This is a genomic window from Hymenobacter coccineus (assembly GCF_001816125.1).
GTDB lineage: Bacteria > Bacteroidota > Bacteroidia > Cytophagales > Hymenobacteraceae > Hymenobacter > Hymenobacter coccineus.
Map to the genome: position 1 here is coordinate 1 of NZ_MDZA01000026.1, position 15918 is coordinate 15918.

The following is a 15918-nucleotide window of genomic DNA, read 5'->3' on the forward strand; positions in this document are numbered from 1 at the left end:
CGGGGGCCCCAGCGGCCGCCGGCGTGGCGGAGGCAGGCGCGGCGGCCTCGGCAAAGGTGAGGGCGAAGGCGAAAGTGGTGCCCTCGCCCGGGGCACTGCTCACTAGCACGCGCCCGCCCAGCTGCTCCACGAGGCGGCTGCTGATGGTGAGCCCCAACCCGGTGCCGCCAAACTGGCGCGCCGTATCGGCCGAGGCCTGCGCGAAGCTCTCAAAAATGGCTTCCTGCCGGTCGGCCGGGATGCCCGGCCCCGTATCCGTCACGCGGAAGGCCACGGTGAGGGCCCCGGCGGGGCGGGCCAGCACCTGCGCGCGCAGCTCCACCTTCCCGCGCTTGGTGAATTTGAGGGCGTTGCCGAGCAAATTCACCAGCACCTGGCGCAGGCGCAGGGCGTCGCCAAGCACCCACGGCAGCGGCGCCAGGTCGAGGGTCAGGGCGAGGTTTTTCTCGGTGGCTTGGTGGGCCAGCATCTGCCCCACGGCCCGCATCGTGGCCATCAAGTCGAAGGGCTTATGCTCGGATGGCTGCTCAGCCGAGGTAATCTTGGCAATGTCGAGCACGTCGTTGAGCACCCCCAGCAGGTGTTGGCCCGACGTGCGGATGGCCCCCACGTACTCCTGCTGCCGGGGCGTGAGCGGCGTGTTGCGCGCCAGCAGGCCCGCCATGCCTAGCACCGCGTTCAGGGGCGTGCGAATTTCGTGGCTCATGTTAGAGAGGAAGCTCTCGCGGGCCAGGGCCGCCTGCTCGGCCGCCAGCTTGGCCCGCCGCAGCTCGCGCTCGGCCAGGTAGCGCTCCGTTACGTCGAGCCCCGAGCCCACCACCATGCGCAGCGTCCCATCGGGCCCAAATACCGGCCGCAGGCGCCGCATTTTCTGCTCCACCCCACCGGGGGTTTGCACCGTTTCCTCCCAGGCCACGTCGGCCCGCTGGCGCAGCACCTGCTTAAACACCCGCTCGCGCTGCACGGCGACCTCGGCCGGGCGCCCCCGCCAAGCGCAGTATTCCCGGTTTTTCATGCTCATGGTTTGCTCCCGCCCCCGGCGTTGGAAATGGAAGCGGGGTTGGCGTACAGGTAGCGGTGCGCTGATTCGAACACGGCAATGTCGACGGGTAATTGGTTGAGGATGGCCTCGTAGAATTCGCACTGGTGCGCCATCTTCTGCTCGATGCGTAGGCGGTCGCTGATGTTGATGCCCGTCAGGATAACCATCCGCAGGGCCCCATCCGGGCCAAACAGGGGCTGGGCACTGCCCATCCAGCAGCGTTCTTGGCCGCCGTTCAGCTGTCATTCTTCCCACGTCACCTCACGCCGCTGCTGCACGGCCCGCTCCAGGTGTTGTTGCCGCTGCTCTGCTTGCAGTTTGGAGCGGCCGCGCAACACGTAGCATTCGGCCGTATCCGTTCCTACAATGGCCGCGCGCACCTTCGGGTTGGGCTCGGCGACGGCGTTGACGAACAGGTACCGCAAGTCGGCGCCCAGCACCGACACAGCCGCGGGCAAGTTCGTTATTACGTCGTTATAGAATGCTTGCTGCTCAGCCAATTGCTGCTCGGTACGCCGCTGGCTCGTCACGTCGCGGGCGCTGAACAGGTGCCCCGCACCCACGCCGTCCAGCACTAAGTAATCCACCGCAATAATGCGGCCGTCGGTCAGGGTAAAATCGTTGTTGAGCGACGTATGATTGATTGCCCGCATCGCCCGCAGCTGCACCCTGACGTTTTCCGGGTCGGCCAGCAGCTGCGGATTGGCCAGCATGCCCGAGGCGTTGCGCTGCTCGTTGAGGCGTTGCAAACTATCGGTGGACAGCCCAAACATGTCGCGGCACTTGTGATTAACGTACCGGACCTGATTGTTACCGTCGAGCAGCATCGTGGCCACGGGAATAGCCTGCAGCACCGCCAGCATCTCGTTTTCGTGGCGCTGGGCCGCTTGCTGGGCTTCGGCCACTGCTTGTTCGGCGGCGGCCAGCTTGACCTCCAATGCTTGGCATCGGGCCCGTTCGGCTGCCAATTCAGCGGCCGAACTGGTAAGAGGAGGGGAAGAAACCATGGCGAAACAGCAATAAACACTTAAACCAGAGGCTCCGGCTAATGCAGCCAGTCCCGCTCGGGACCCTAAATAATATACAATTTGCGGGAATTTTACTAATTGTACGCGTTGAATACGCTGTACGTAAACTGAACCGTAAACGGTTCAATATCGGCTGCGTTACCCATTGCAAATCAGCAGCATTAGCTATTGCCGCAAAAGCCGGCAGTGGTCCATCGTTATTTATTTTTTATCTAGTTATAATGCAAAATGCATTCTCCCCTGCCCCGTCGCCATGCTAAAATACTAACCGCTGGGGCCCCCACCGGAGAGCCAGCACGACGCGCGGCGGGGCCCCAGGGCGGCACAAGCAGGGCCCCAAGAACCGAACAACTGCATCATTTCCACGTTCTTAGTGATACAGCTGCGCGGGGCCCCGGCCTGGCCTACCACCTCTACCCTTCCCACCCATGAAAATCCTGCTCACCGGGGCCACCGGCTACATTGGCCAGCGCCTGCTGCCCGGCCTGGCCGAGGCCGGCCACGAGGTGGTGTGCCTCGTGCGCGACGCCCGCCGCTTCGCCCTGCCCGACACGCTGCCCGAGGAGCGGCGCGCGCTGGTGAGCGCCGTGCAGGGCGACCTGCTGAAGCCCGAAACCCTGTCCGATCTGCCCCTGGACATCGACGCGGCCTATTACCTGGTGCACTCGATGAGCGGGGGCGACAAGGATTTTTTCCAGCTGGAGCAGGATTCGGCCCGCAACTTTACGCAGTACCTCGACCGCACCGGGGCCCGGCAGGTCATCTACCTCTCCGGCATCGCCAACGACCACGACCTGAGCGTGCACCTGCGCTCGCGCAGCGCCGTAGAAGACGTGCTGGCCGGGGCCCAAAACGCCCAGCTCACCGTGTTGCGGGCCAGCATCATCATCGGGTCGGGGTCGGCCTCGTTCGAGATTATCCGCGACATCGTGGAGAAGCTGCCGGTGATGGTGACGCCGCGCTGGCTGGACTCGCGCTGCCAGCCGCTGGGTATCCGCGACGTGATGTTTTACCTCGTGGCCGTGCTCGACAACCCCGCCTGCCTGGGTGAGAGCTTCGACCTCGGGGGCCCCGACGTGCTGACTTACAAGGAGATGCTGCTCGGCCTGGCCGCTCAGCGCGGCTACAAGCGCTGGATCGTGACGGTGCCCGTGCTCACGCCGCGGCTCTCGTCGTGGTGGCTGTACCTGGTCACCAGCACTTCGTTTTCGCTGGCCCAGAGCCTGGTCGAGAGCCTCAAGAACGACACCGTGGCCGACCCCGCCCGCAGCATTGCCCGGGCCGTGCCGCACCCGTGCATGAGCTACCGCGAGGCCCTGGCCCTTGCCTTCCAGCGCATCGAGCAGAACGAGGTGGTGAGCAGCTGGAGCGACGCTATGAGCAGCGGCACCCTGCGCCAGGACTACATGGACGCCATCCAAATCCCCAAAAACGGGATGTTTTTCGACCGGCAGCTGCGAACGTTCACGCGGCCCGTGGCCGAGGTAATGGACAACATCTGGCGCATCGGCGGCGAGCGGGGCTGGTACAAAACCGACTGGCTCTGGCGCATTAGGGGCCTGATGGACAAGCTGGTGGGCGGCGTGGGCCTGCGCCGGGGCCGCCGCTCGCCCAGCCGCCTGCGCGCCGGCGACCCGCTCGATTTCTGGCGCGTGCTGGTGGCCGACCGCGCCACCAAGCGCCTGCTGCTCTACGCCGAGATGCGCCTGCCCGGCGAGGCCTGGCTCCAGTTCCGCATCGTGGACAACGAGGACGGCACCCACGCCCTGGAGCAGCTGGCCGCCTACCGCCCCGAGGGCCTGGCCGGCCGCCTGTACTGGTACTCGGTGCTGCCCTTCCACGGCATCATCTTCAAGGGCATGGTGAAGAATTTGATTGAGTTTGAAGGCCAAGACGCGGAAAAGTAGCCTATTAATGGGCCAGCCATAAGTCTAATGCTTTTTGCTTTAAGCATTAACAGCCAATAGCCTACACTGCATAAACTGGACGGTGGCGAGTCTAATGGTCGCGTTTTTTGGATCGTGTTTGGGCAGGGCGGGCGGCTACCTTTCGGGCCATCTCCCCTCCTTTCCAACGCACGGCCCATGCCCCTTTATACGTTCGAATTGCCCGCCGTTTTTCGGCCCGGCCACTACACCGCCTGCTACCTGCTGGCCGTGGCCACCTACCAACTGTTGCTGCTGCTGGAAGGCCGGCAGCGCGGCTTTGCGCTGCGCCCCTGGCTGCTGATGCAGGCCGCTACGCTGCTGGCCTTCGTGGTGGGCTGCAAGCTGGTGGTGCTACCGCTGGCCGACTGGCCGGCGCTGTGGCACGGCGGGGCCGACCTAGGGGCCTACCCGATGCGCTCCGCCCTGGGCGGCATTGCCGCCAGTAGCCTGGTGCTGTTGGCATTGCGGCGGTGGCTGGGCCTGGGCTGGGCGGCGTTCGACGCCTTCGTGGGGCCCCTGGCGGCAGGGCTGGCCGTGCAGTGCCTGGGCTGCCTGGCGGCCGGCTGCTGCTGGGGCGAGCTGGCGGGCAGCGGCGGTTTGGGCCTAAGCTTCGGGCCCGGCACGGGGCCCTATGCGGTACAAGTGGCGCGGGGCTTGCTGCCCGCTGGGGCTCTGCACACGCTGCCCGTGGTGCCCACGCAGCTGTATGGGTTGGTGCTGTGCCTGGCGCTGGCCGGTGCTACGTGGGCCACGCGCCGCCGCGCTTGGCCAGCTGGCTTGCGCTACCTACTGGGCACGGGGGCCCTGCTGCTGGCCTGGGGTGGGCTGTGCCAATGGCGCGACCCGGCCAGCCAAACTCTGGGAGCCCAACCCCTAGTGCTGGGCGGCGTGCGGCTGCTGGCCATCCAGTGGGGCGTGCTGGGGCTAGGGCTGCTGCACTTAGCCGGCGCGGCGCTGCTGCGGTGGTGGGGCACCGTGTTCTCAGTGGCCCGGGCGGCCACGCCCGGTGCGCCGCAGCCGGTGCGGCAGCTGGCCGGCGCTGCGGCATTGCTGGCCCTAACGGCCGCCTTGGCGCCCCATGCCCTCACGGGGGCCGAGTTTCGGGTGCTGCAAGTGGCGCTGGGGGCCCTGCTGCTGGCCGAAGCGGCCGCCTGGTGGCCGGCACTGGCCGCGGCCGGATGGCGCGGGCAGCCCCGGCTGGCCTTCGCCGGGGCCCTGGCCCTGCTCGTTCTGATGAGCCAGGCCCCGGCCCCCAGCCAGGATTCGACGCGGACCATTGATTTTTCGGTGGGCGCTTCGCAAGGCAGTTACGACCAGGATTTTGACTACAACGCCACTACCAGCGGCGGCGGGTGCGGCGGGGGTGGCAGCTACCCAGTGCCACCCGCCCGCTCGGGCTACTTGCACCGCTACCAAGTCGTGGGGGCCGAAGCCACGTTGCGGCTGAAGCACACCGGAACGGGCGCCGTTGGCCTGGGCATGTGGGGCGGCACCGACCGCGTGGGGTACGCCCCGCAAGTACCCGGTGGGGACCCCCTACGAACCGATTTTGTGCCTTATACCCGAGATTATGGCCTGTTTGATATCAATCCGTACATAGAAGGTGCGCCCCGCATTCGCAATAACCTCAGCTTCGGGTTCCACCTCGGGTTTCACGTGGGCAACTTGCTCAACAACCGCAGCTTAAAGGGCGACTCTGTATTGCAAACCACTCATTTCCTGCCCGATATGCAGATTTGGGTGGGCAACCGACAGAAGTTTTTCGCGCAGGCCGACGCTGGCCGCGGGATAGGCAGCGTGGGGGACTACCTTTTTCGCGTGGGCCTGGGTTCAGGGCTGGGCACCCGCAACGGCAGCACCGTGGTGGCCGGCCTGGCGTTCGCCCAGCCTACTTCCGACGCCTATGGTTCTGCGGATAAGTACGGCACCGAACGCACCATCAATTCGACATTGGGCTTCGCAGCTGCCAACATCCGCCTGCGCGGCGGCAGCTTCAGCCTGGAGCCCAGCGCTGCCACTGATTTCAGCCGGCGTCACCAACTCAGCCTGCGCCTGCACTACCGCATCGGCCTCAAGTAGGGCCCGTGGGGCCCTCACCCCTACCCAAATACTGGCACCACACGTCCTTCGTCCACCTTCAGGGCGGCGTCGTACTTCTTGCCGGTTTTGGCCGATACGAAGCCCTTGATGACGCCCGTTTCGCCGCGGCGCAGCAGCTGCTTTAGTTGTGTGTCAGTCAGCTCTTTGCCGCCCCAGGCGAAGGGCACGCGGAACTGGCAATCCTCGCGGAAGCGCGAGCAACCGTAGGCGCTGCTGCCGCGCAGCATGGTGCCGAGCTTGCACACCGGGCACGGAATCTGGCCGGGGTCGGTGGCGGTGGTGGGCTTGCTTTCGGCGGCGGGCAGCAGCACGGGTTGGTGCTGCGCGTCGAGGCCGAGGGCGGCGTCGAACTTCTGCCCGTCGGGCCCCGCGAAGCCCTTCATGATCGGGGTGCGGCCCTTGCTGAGCAAGGCTTTGATTTGCGGGTCGCTGAACTTCTTGCCCTGCATTTCCGTGGGCAGCCGAAAAGCGCAGCCCTCGCGGAAGCGGGCGCAGCCAAAGGCCGTTTTGCCGCGCAGCACGTGGCCGGTTTTGCACACCGGGCAGGGCCCCAGGCCGGCCGTGGCGTCGGCTGGTTTCTTGGCCGCAGGCGTGGCGGTGGCTTGCCGCCCAGGGCCACCGCGGCGGCACCCTGGGGGCCCCGGGCGGCGGCTTGCTCGGCGCTGCCGCTGGTCACGGCGCGGCCCGAGCCGTCGGTTTTCACCTCCTGCACCATCTCGCGTACCAAGCCGGTGAGCTCGCCCAGGAACTGCTCGCTGGTGAGTTCGCCGCGCTCAATCTGGCGCAGCTTGTGCTCCCACTGCCCGGTCAGCTCCGCCGATTTCAGCGTCGGGTTGCGGATGAGGCCGATGAGCTCAACACCGGTGGGCGTGGGCAGGATGCGCTTTTTCTCGCGCCGGATGTAGTTGCGCTTGAACAGCGTTTCGATGATGGCGGCGCGGGTGCTGGGGCGGCCGATGCCGTTTTCCTTCATCGCCTGGCGCAGCTCCTCGTCGTCGATGTTGCGGCCGGCGGTTTCCATGCCGCGCAGCAGGCTGGCCTCGGTGTAGTCCTTGGGCGGCTGGGTGGTTTTGCTGTCGAGGCGCGGCGCGTGGGGCCCACTTTCGCCCTTCACGAAGGCCGGCAGCACGGTACTCACCACATCATCGTCCTCGGCGGCGGGGGCCCCGGGCTGGGCGCCGGCGGCGGGCGCGGGCTTGGGGACCGCCTGCTGGGCCGGGTCGCCGTACACCACGCGCCAGCCGGGGCTGAGGATTTGGCGGCCGCGCACCCGGAACGGGCGCTCGGCGGCCTCGGCCAGCACGGTGGTGTTGCTCACCTCGCAGTCGGGGTAAAAGGCGGCGATGAAGCGGCGGGCGATGATGTCGTACACGCTGCTTTCCATGCCGCCGCTGGGGCCCGCCGCGCCGGTCGGGATGATGGCGTGGTGGTCGGTTACCTTGTTGTTGTTGAATACCTTGCCCGTCTTCGGAATCTTGCCCGCCAGCAGCGGGGCCGTCAGCGTGGGGTAAGCCAGGCCGCGCAAAATGCCGGGGATTTTCGGGTACTGGTCGTCGGGCAGAAACGTGGTATCCACCCGCGGGTAGCTCACCGCCTTCTTCTCGTACAGGGCCTGCACGATTTTCAGCGTATCCTCGGCCGAGAGGCCCAACTGGTTGTTACACTGCACTTGCAGCGAGGTCAAATCGAACAAGCGCGGCGGCGACTCGCGGCCTTTTTTAATCTCTACGTCGGTAATCACCAGCGGCGCGGGGCGCACGGCCTCCAGGGCCTCATTGGCTTCCTTCTCGGTCACGAAGTAACCCAGGGCCCGCAGGCGCTCCTTTTCGTCGGGGGCATCCTCGGCGGCTTTGGCCTGCTTGGGCGGGGCGATGTGGGCGAACATCGTGCCCCGGTACTCGGTCCGCAGCACCCAGTAAGGCTCGGGCTTGAAGTTCTGGATTTCGTGGTGCCGGGCCACCAGCAGGGCCAGCGTGGGCGTTTGCACCCGCCCGATGCTCAGCAGCTGCTTATCCTGGTAGGTGGTGTATTTCAGGGTGAAGAGGCGCGTGGCGTTCAGGCCCAGCAGCCAGTCGCCCACCGCGCGGCTCTTGCCGGCTTGGTAGAGCTTGTCGAACTCCTTGCCGTCGCGCAAGTTGTTGAACCCTTGCCGAATGGCTTCCTCAGTGAGCGACGAAATCCAGAGCCGCTTCACCGGCTTGCGGCACTTGGCTTCCATCAGCACCCAGCGCTGAATCACTTCCCCCTCCTGCCCGGCGTCGCCGCAGTTGATGACCTCCGTGGCCTCGTCCACCAGCCGCTTGATGGTGTGGAACTGCTTCACCACGCCCTCGTCACGGCGCATGAGCTTGATGCCGAACGAGTCCGGAATCATGGGCAGCGCGTGCAGGTTCCAGCGCTTCCACTGCGGGTCGTAGTCGTCGGGCTCCTTGAGCTGGCAAAAGTGGCCGAAGGTCCAGGTCACCTGGTAGCCGTTGCCCTCCATGTAGCCGTCCATGCGGCGGGTGGCGCCCAACACGGTGGCAATTTCGCGGGCTACGCTGGGCTTTTCGGCAATGCAAACAATCACTGGGTATTCGCTGAGTAAAAGGACGTGGCTGGTGGAGGGGCAGCAGGATAATTAACAAAGGTAACCGCAGAAAAGGTCGGAAAAACGGCCGGCCCGGGGTCCCACCCAAAAAACTAAACAGCGCCGTGAAAGCCCAAAGCCACTGATTAACAAAGCTTAAAATAATACAAGCCCAACACTAAAAAACAGTGCCAAACATTTCTCTTAATATTTTAACCTTTAGATAGTTACAATATAATTTAGGCATTCGCAAACCGACCCAAACCCTACTATGGACGCCCCGTACAACGCCCCCATGCAGCCTTCCGACTCCCAGCTCCCAACCAACGCCACACCCTTAGTTGTGCCGGTGATCGAAGAGTTCGTACGCCTCGAAAAGGAGACGGTCGAAACCGGTCGCGTGGTCATCCGCAAGTACGTGCACCTCGACACGCAAACGGTGGACGTGCCCTTGCGCGAAGAGCAAGTGCAGGTGCAGCGCATCGCCGTGAACCGCTACGTGGACGAGGCCCCGGCCGTGCGCTATGAAGGCGAAACGATGATCCTGCCCATACTGCGCGAGGAGGTCGTCGTGACCAAACGCTTGCTGCTGGTGGAAGAACTGCACGTGCGCACGCAGGTGCTGAACAACAGCACGCCCCAAACCGTGGAGCTGCGCCGCGAAGAAGTGCACTACGAGCGGGTCCCCACGCCGCCCACGCCGCCCCAATCCTGATTTTCCGCTTCCCTTTCCCCTTTTCTTACTTTCATTTCCCACAAACTTCTGACCATCATGGCACAAACCGTAGTAGGCCTGTTCAATAGCGCTTCAGAAGCGCAGCAAGCCGTTCAGCAACTTACCAGCGCTGGCTTCGTGCGCGACAACGTGGACGTAGCTGCCCAGCAGCAAGGCAATACCGGCGCAATGGGCGGTAGCCCAGGCCGCAACAACGACCCGTCGGACTTCCAAAATAGCAGCGGCACGGCCGTTGAGGGAGCAGTGGACGCCACCGCCCGCGTGGCCGGCAAAACCGAGGACGGCATCGGTAACTTCTTCAGCAACCTCTTCGGCGGCGACGACAACGACGATGCCCGGGCTTACACCAATGTGGCCCGGGGCGGCAGCTCGGTGGTAACGGTGCACGCCGCTACCGCCGACGAGGCCGAGCGCGCCCGCGACATTTTGGACAACGCCGGGGCGATCGACGTGAACGAGCAGGCCACTACCCAAGGCTACGGCATGACGGGGGCCCAGGGCTACGCCGCTAACTCCGCCGAAGGTGCCCAAAAGCTGAATATCATTGAAGAAAACTTGCAAGTAGGCAAGCGCGTGGAGCAAACCGGCGGGGCCCGCATTCGCACCCGCATCATCGAGCGCCCAGTGGAAGAGAGCGTACGCTTGCGCGAGGAGCACGTGAACGTGAACCGCACCGACGTGAACCGTCCCGCCACAGAAGCTGACTTTGCCGCCTTCAAGGAGGGCGAGATTAGCCTGACCGAATCGGCCGAGCGGGCCGTGGTGAGCAAAGAAGCCCGCGTGGTGGGCGAGGTTAGCATCGACAAAAGTGCTACCGAACGCGTAGAAACCATCCACGACACGGTGCGCAAAACCGACGTGGAAGTGGAAAACCTGGGCACGACCCAAACCCGCACCGGGGCCGACTACGACCTGGACGATGACGCCGCCGCTCGCCCGCGCTAAGCCGCCAAGGCACGTATAAATAGAAAGGCTGCCGGCATTCGGCAGCCTTTTTTTTTGTGGCTGGCCCCGCGGGTGCGCCCGGCGCCGCGTGGTTAGCCACGGGTGCTTGGCTGTGGCCGGGCAAGTCCGCGTATGCCTCCCATCACCCCCACCGCTCCCCAATGGTTGTTCAGAAACAATTGCGGCTACCGGCCCTGCGCCGGGGCTTTCACCTCATCACCGATTACGTGCTCGACGAGCTACCCGAGTTGCGGCAAGTGCGGGCCGGCCTGCTGCACGTTTTCATCCAGCATACGTCGGCCAGCTTGTGCCTTAATGAAAACGCCGACCCCACGGTGCGCCACGACTTCGAGCAGTTCTTTAACCGCACCGCCCCCGAGAATGCGCCCTACTTCCGGCACAACGCGGAGGGCCCCGACGACATGCCGGCCCACCTGAAAGCCGCGCTGCTGGGCAGCAGCGTCAGCATCCCCATTACGAACGGGGCCCCAGCGCTGGGCATCTGGCAGGGCATCTACCTGGGCGAGCACCGCGACCACGGCGGCCGCCGCTCGCTGGTGCTCACGCTGATGGGCGAGTGAGTGATAGGCGTAGCGGGCCAGGCCTTTAATTAAGGCCGTCCAGGAATTACGGAAACACAAAGAAGGCCGTCATGCTGAGCGCAGCCGAAGCATCTTTCCCGCTGAGCAAATTAATTACTGCTGCGATAGAGATGCTTCGGCTGCGCTCAGCATGACGGCCTTTTTTGTGTTTGCTAAAATGCATCGGCGTCACCGCGCTCTTGGGCTTGGCGCAATTTGCTGTTTTTCTTACCGTAGCCGAAGTAGATGGCCAGGCCCAGGGCCAGCCACACGAACAGGCGCAGCCAGGTTTCCCAGGGCAGCGAAGCCATCATCACCAGGCATACTACGATGCCCAGGATGGGCACCACTGGCACCCACGGCGTGCGGAAGCTGCGGGGCGCGTCGGGGTTGGTGCGGCGCATAATCATCACGCCCAGGCACACCATCACGAAGGCCAGCAGCGTGCCGATGCTCGTCATTTCGCCCACCACGCTGATGGGCACGAAGCCCGCGAACACGGCAATGAACGAGCCCAGCAGCAGGCTCGACTGGAACGGCGTGTTGAAGGTGGGGTGCAACTTGGAGAACACCGGCGGCAGCAGCCCGTCGCGCGACATGGAGAAAAACACCCGCGACTGCCCCAGCAAATCGACCAGAATAACGGACGTGTACCCGATGAGGATGGCCAAAATCACGGCCGAGCTGAGCCAGGCGTAGGGCGTTTTCTCGATGGCAATGGCCACCGGGGCGGCGCTGTTTTTGAACTCGGTGTAATTGGCTAGGCCCGTGAGGACGTGGCCGAAAAGCACGAACAGCACCGTGCACACCGCCAGCGAGCCGAGGATGCCGATGGGCATGTTGCGCTGCGGGTTCTTGGTTTCCTGGGCCATGGTGGCCACGATGTCGAAGCCGATGAACACGAAGAAGATAACGCCCGCGCCGCGCAAAATGCCGCTCAGGCCGAACTCGCCGAACCTGCCGGTGTTGGCCGGGATGTAGGGCTGGTAGTTGGCGGGGTCGATGTACTTCCAGCCCAGGGCGATGAACACCAGCACCACGGCCACCTTCAGGGCTACTACCAGGGCGTTGAACCAGGCAGAGCCCTTGGTACCGCGAGTGACGATGGCCGTGATGGCCAGCACCACCAGCATGGCCGGCACGTTCACGTAGCCCGTCACGCTGGAGCCGTCGGCGAGCTTGGCCGACTCGAAGGGCGACATCACCAACTGGGCCGGCAGGTGCAGGCCGTATTTGCTCAGGAACTTGATGAGGTATTGCGACCAACTGATGGCCACCGTGGCGGCGCCCACCGAGTACTCCAGCACGAGGTCCCAGCCGATGATCCAGGCGAACAGCTCGCCCATGGTGGCGTAAGAATAGGTGTAGGCCGAGCCCGACACGGGCACCAGGGCGGCAAATTCGGCGTAGCACAACGCCGAGAAGGCGCAACCCACGGCCGCCACCACGAAGGAGAGCGTGACGGCCGGCCCGGCGTTGTTGGCCGCCGCGATGCCGGTGAGCGAAAACAGGCCCGCGCCGATGATGACGCCGATGCCGATGGCAATGAGGCTGAAGCCGTTGAGGGTGCGCTTGAGGGTGTTGCCCCCGGTTTCGGCCGCTTCGCGTTGGAGCAGGGCCAGTGATTTTTTCAGCATAACGAAAACTCGGGGCCCGGCGCGGGCCCGGCGGTAAACAAAGGGGCGGCCAGGGCCCCGGGCCCCGTCCAAACCACTTCCCACAAAAAAAGATAACGGATGAAAAGCCGGCCCACCGCCGGCTGGGGGCCCTACCCGGCCCGGTGCGCGGCGCTGCAACAACAGCGGCCGGTGGGCACGGGACGGCGGCCGGCTACGGCCGGCAAAAGGGGCAACAAAAGGGATGAGTACAGCACGGCAGCGCGTTTTTATCGAACCAGGCCTTGGCACCGGGCCCGCTAAAAGCGGGGGGTTGCCGGCGCGTCCACGAGCCTGTCTCTCGGCGCCTCTTTATAAAAAACAACCCGCGGCGCACCGCGGCGTTGCCCGGCAAAGGTACGGCGGCGGGGCCCCGGCGCTAGCGGGGCAGGTCGGCCAGGGTTTGGCGCAGCTCGGCGTGCAAGCCGCGCACCACCTGGGTGGCCTCCTCGCGGCTGGAGCGGCGGTAGTCCTGGGCGGCCTCGGTGTCGGGCGTAGCTTCCCACTGCTGAAGCGAGGCCAGGGTGTCGATGCGGGTGAGCGACTGGCCGATGCGCGCGTCGACGCGCTGGCGCAGGGCCCCGGCCAGGTTAGGATCGGTTTCCAGGGCCACGCGCAGGTCGAGCAGGGCCGTGGCCACGTCGCCGAGGCTGGCGAGCAGCACGCTTTCTTCGGCCGAAAACGTGCGCGGGGCGTGGTCCATCACGCACAGCGTGCCAATGGCAAAGCCATCGGCCGAGCGCAGGGGTTGGCCGGCGTAGAATTGCAGGTCGAGCGCCGCCGCCGCGCCGGGGGTGGTGAGGTGGCAGGGGCGCACCAGCAGGTTTTCGTACACCGTCGCGCCGTCTTGCAGCACGGCCACCGAGCACAGGCTATCGGGCCGCGCCACCCGCTCGAGGCCGGGCAGGCCCACGTTGCCGGCAAAAACGACCTCCTCGGCCTCCACCAGCGAGACCAGGGCCACGGGCACGCCGAAAAGCTTGGCCACGATGCTCACCAAATCGTTGAAAAGCTGCTGGCCGGGCACGCTCAGTACCTGGTAGGGGCGCAGGGCCTCCAGGCGGTGGGGCTCGTAGGTGGGAATGAGGTCGGGGTGCGCGGCGAGGTTATTCATATAATTTCCTGGCTAAGCACAAAGCCAATCCTAAAGTTCAGTTCACGGCGGCGCTTTAACGGGGCCCGGGGCCCGCCATTGGCGGCCGGTGCGTTCCTTTGGGGCCCCCTACTCGCCGATTGTATGCGCATCTTATTAGTCGAAGACGAACCTTCCGTGGCCGCGTTTCTGTACCAGGGCCTCAGCGAGCAGGGCTACGCCGTGGACCTGGCCGCCGACGGCCTGCTGGGCCTAACCCGGGCCCAGGCCACCCGCTACGACTGCCTCATTCTGGACCAGTTGCTGCCGGGCCTGAGCGGGCTGGAGGTGTGCCGCCAGGTGCGGGCCCACGACGCGGGCGTACCCATCCTGATGCTGACGGCGCTGGGCGAAATGGACGACAAAATCCGGGGCCTCGACGCCGGGGCCGACGACTACCTCGTGAAGCCCTTTGCCTTTGAAGAGCTGCTGGCGCGCCTGCGGGCCCTGGTGCGCCGCCGCACCGAGGCCCCCGCCCCACCGCGCCCCTGCACCTGGCCGACCTCAGCCTCGACCCCGCCGCCAAGCGCGTGGCGCGCGCCGGCCAGGCCATCCAGCTCACGGCCCGCGAATTTGCCTTGCTCGAGTACCTGCTGCGCCACCAAAACCGGGTAGTGAGCCGCGCCGATTTGCTGGAGCACGTCTGGGACCTGAGCTTCGACACCGGCTCGAACGTGGTGGACGTGTACATCAACTTCCTGCGCAAAAAAATTGATAAAGCTTTCGATACCAAGCTTATCCACACGCTGGTGGGCATGGGCTACATGATGAAGAGCGAGGACTAAGTAGGGCAGTTTGCTTGTACCGCCAAGCTGTGCTTGGCCTTGCCTACGCTGCCCTGAGGCCCCTGGGGCAAGGCCAAGCACAGCTTGGCGGTACACCGTGCAGCGAACGCTGAATCGCGCTGCATGACTGCCTACTAACCGATCAGGGGCCCCATTTCCACATCCTGCACATTCTTCCCATCCTGCACATCTAAAAATCCCCGCCGCCGTGTCCATTCGCCTTCGCTTGGCGCTCCAGTTTGGGGCTATTCTGGCCGTTACGCTGCTGCTGTTTGCGGGGGTCATTTACGTGGCCACGCAGCAGTCGCGGCGCCTGCTCTTCACCCAGAGCCTGTTTCAGCGCACCATGGTGGTGGGCCACGCCTACGCCGCCGGCCAGGAAGAAGCCGCCGACGCCGGCCACCGCGCCGCCTACCGGCGCTACTTGCAGCAGCTCTACCGCACGCTGCCCGCCGAGGTGGGCCGGGTGTACGACGCCACCGGCCGCCTCGTGTTTCGGGAGGGGCAGGGGCCCGCGCGCGCGGTGCCCGCCGCCTGGCTGGCCGAGGTGCGCCGCGCCGGCCGCGCCGTGCTCGAGCCCGAAACCAACTACCACGAAACCGTGGGCCTGCTCTACCGCGACGCCCGCCTGGGGGCCCTGGTGGTGGTGGCCTCGTCGGTGGACGAGGACGGCCGCCAGCAGCTGGCCCAGCTGCGGCAGCTGCTGGCGGCGGGCCTGCTGGCGGCCCTGGCCGTGACGGGCCTCGGCGGGTGGGGCTTTGCCGGGCAGGCCCTGCGGCCGCTGCGCCGCATGGTGCGGGAGGTGGACGGCATCACGGCCACCGACCTGGGCCAGCGCCTGACGCCCGCCACGGGCCACGCCGACGAGATTGGCCGCCTGGCCCAGCGCTTCAACCGCCTGCTCGACCGGCTCGAATCGGCCTTTGCCGGGCAGCGCACCTTCGTGCGCGATGCTTCGCACGAGCTGCGCACGCCGCTCACGGCCCTTATTGGCGAGCTGGAGGTGGCCCTGCTGCAAGCCGAGCGGCCCCCGGCCGAGTACCGCCGCGTGCTGCAACGCACCCTGGACTCGGCCCGGCGCCTGACCGAGCTGACCAATGGCCTGTTGCAAATCGCCCGGGCCTCCGACGACCCCTCGCAGGTGCCCATGGCGCCCGTGGCCCTCGACGAGCTGCTGCTGCTGGCCCACGAGCAGGTGCTGCGCCGCTACCCCACCTGCCGCGTCGACCTGGCTTTCGGCGAAGCCGACGCCTTCGTGGTGCGCGGCAACGAGGCCCTGCTGCTGGCGGCCGTGCTGAACGTGCTCGACAACGCGTGCAAGTTTTCGGCCGGCGGCGGCACCGTCACGGCCACGCTGGCCCCGGGGCCCCACCGCCTCGCCCTGCTGGTGGCCGACGAGGGCCCCGGCCTGCACGCC

13 protein-coding genes, 1 pseudogene and 1 riboswitch are annotated in these 15918 nt (G+C 65.7%); of the genes and pseudogenes, 7 read left to right on the forward strand and 7 right to left on the reverse strand.

Annotated features, from left to right (window positions below; translation table 11 throughout):
* The 3 genes from BEN49_RS02305 to BEN49_RS02315 form a co-directional block, all read right to left on the reverse strand.
* The coding region (locus BEN49_RS02305) for a sensor histidine kinase (protein WP_239691781.1) at positions 1-1015 on the reverse strand (1015 nt) is incomplete at its 3' end.
* A 2-nt stretch (positions 1016-1017) separates the two neighbouring features.
* On the reverse strand, positions 1018-1254 hold the full coding sequence (locus tag BEN49_RS02310; protein ID WP_070740209.1) for a PAS domain-containing protein: 237 nt from the start codon (positions 1252-1254) through the stop codon (positions 1018-1020).
* A gap of 30 nt (positions 1255-1284) precedes the next feature.
* Positions 1285-1980 carry a PAS domain-containing protein gene (locus tag BEN49_RS02315; RefSeq protein ID WP_070740212.1) on the reverse strand — a complete coding sequence of 232 codons (696 nt, stop codon included), beginning with the start codon at positions 1978-1980 and terminating at the stop codon, positions 1285-1287.
* 518 nt (positions 1981-2498) lie between these two features.
* Here BEN49_RS02315 and BEN49_RS02320 point away from each other — a divergent pair.
* Positions 2499-3977 carry an SDR family oxidoreductase gene (locus tag BEN49_RS02320; protein ID WP_070740215.1) on the forward strand — a complete coding sequence of 493 codons (1479 nt, stop codon included), beginning with the start codon at positions 2499-2501 and terminating at the stop codon, positions 3975-3977.
* Positions 3978-4154: 177 nt separating this feature from the next.
* Positions 4155-6077, forward strand: a complete 1923-nt coding sequence (locus BEN49_RS02325) for a prolipoprotein diacylglyceryl transferase (protein WP_070740219.1) — start codon at positions 4155-4157, stop codon at positions 6075-6077.
* 20 nt (positions 6078-6097) lie between these two features.
* Here BEN49_RS02325 and BEN49_RS29145 read toward each other — a convergent pair whose 3' ends face one another.
* Both BEN49_RS29145 and BEN49_RS02330 read right to left on the reverse strand, forming a co-directional pair.
* On the reverse strand, positions 6098-6547 hold the full coding sequence (locus tag BEN49_RS29145) for a topoisomerase C-terminal repeat-containing protein (RefSeq protein WP_239691782.1): 450 nt from the start codon (positions 6545-6547) through the stop codon (positions 6098-6100).
* Positions 6478-8667 (reverse strand): DNA topoisomerase 3, encoded by a 2190-nt coding sequence (locus tag BEN49_RS02330; protein WP_239691783.1) that lies wholly within the window; start codon positions 8665-8667, stop codon positions 6478-6480. Before BEN49_RS02330 ends, BEN49_RS29145 begins: the two co-directional genes overlap by 70 nt.
* Before the next feature lie 295 nt (positions 8668-8962).
* Between BEN49_RS02330 and BEN49_RS02335 the strand changes: the two genes are divergently transcribed.
* The 3 genes from BEN49_RS02335 (at position 8963) to BEN49_RS02345 (ending at position 10929) form a co-directional block, all read left to right on the forward strand.
* On the forward strand, positions 8963-9382 hold the full coding sequence (locus BEN49_RS02335) for a YsnF/AvaK domain-containing protein (protein ID WP_070740236.1): 420 nt from the start codon (positions 8963-8965) through the stop codon (positions 9380-9382).
* A 57-nt stretch (positions 9383-9439) separates the two neighbouring features.
* Entirely contained in the window at positions 9440-10348 is a 909-nt protein-coding gene (locus BEN49_RS02340) for a YsnF/AvaK domain-containing protein (protein WP_070740222.1), read from the forward strand.
* Between the two features lie 161 nt (positions 10349-10509).
* Positions 10510-10929 (forward strand): secondary thiamine-phosphate synthase enzyme YjbQ, encoded by a 420-nt coding sequence (locus tag BEN49_RS02345; protein ID WP_070740225.1) that lies wholly within the window; start codon positions 10510-10512, stop codon positions 10927-10929.
* Between the two features lie 173 nt (positions 10930-11102).
* Here the strand turns inward: BEN49_RS02345 and BEN49_RS02350 are convergent, their stop codons facing one another.
* Entirely contained in the window at positions 11103-12566 is a 1464-nt protein-coding gene (locus BEN49_RS02350; protein WP_070740228.1) for an amino acid permease, read from the reverse strand.
* 245 nt (positions 12567-12811) lie between these two features.
* Positions 12812-12905: riboswitch (SAM riboswitch) on the reverse strand.
* 58 nt (positions 12906-12963) lie between these two features.
* Positions 12964-13698 carry a GAF domain-containing protein gene (locus tag BEN49_RS02355; RefSeq protein ID WP_070740230.1) on the reverse strand — a complete coding sequence of 245 codons (735 nt, stop codon included), beginning with the start codon at positions 13696-13698 and terminating at the stop codon, positions 12964-12966.
* A 123-nt stretch (positions 13699-13821) separates the two neighbouring features.
* On the opposite strand from BEN49_RS02355, the pseudogene BEN49_RS02360 reads away from it, so the two are divergent.
* Together BEN49_RS02360 and BEN49_RS02365 are read left to right on the forward strand one after the other, a co-directional pair.
* Positions 13822-14501 (forward strand): annotated as a pseudogene (locus tag BEN49_RS02360) (response regulator transcription factor).
* Between the two features lie 208 nt (positions 14502-14709).
* Positions 14710-15918: sensor histidine kinase (locus BEN49_RS02365; RefSeq protein WP_125916432.1), on the forward strand; the 1209-nt coding region annotated here is incomplete at its 3' end.

Excerpts from the sequence above, each read along its gene's own strand:
- BEN49_RS02350 (WP_070740228.1), bottom strand. The coding sequence starts at position 12,566 with ATGCTGAAAAAATCACTGGCCCTGCTCCAACGCGAAGCGGCCGAAACC.
- BEN49_RS02325 (WP_070740219.1), top strand. The coding sequence starts at position 4,155 with ATGCCCCTTTATACGTTCGAATTGCCCGCCGTTTTTCGGCCCGGCCAC.
- BEN49_RS02320 (WP_070740215.1), top strand. The coding sequence starts at position 2,499 with ATGAAAATCCTGCTCACCGGGGCCACCGGCTACATTGGCCAGCGCCTG.
- BEN49_RS29145 (WP_239691782.1), bottom strand. The coding sequence starts at position 6,547 with ATGCAGGGCAAGAAGTTCAGCGACCCGCAAATCAAAGCCTTGCTCAGC.
- BEN49_RS02355 (WP_070740230.1), bottom strand. The coding sequence starts at position 13,698 with ATGAATAACCTCGCCGCGCACCCCGACCTCATTCCCACCTACGAGCCC.
- BEN49_RS02345 (WP_070740225.1), top strand. The coding sequence starts at position 10,510 with ATGGTTGTTCAGAAACAATTGCGGCTACCGGCCCTGCGCCGGGGCTTT.
- BEN49_RS02340 (WP_070740222.1), top strand. The coding sequence starts at position 9,440 with ATGGCACAAACCGTAGTAGGCCTGTTCAATAGCGCTTCAGAAGCGCAG.
- BEN49_RS02335 (WP_070740236.1), top strand. The coding sequence starts at position 8,963 with ATGCAGCCTTCCGACTCCCAGCTCCCAACCAACGCCACACCCTTAGTT.
- BEN49_RS02310 (WP_070740209.1), bottom strand. The coding sequence starts at position 1,254 with ATGGGCAGTGCCCAGCCCCTGTTTGGCCCGGATGGGGCCCTGCGGATG.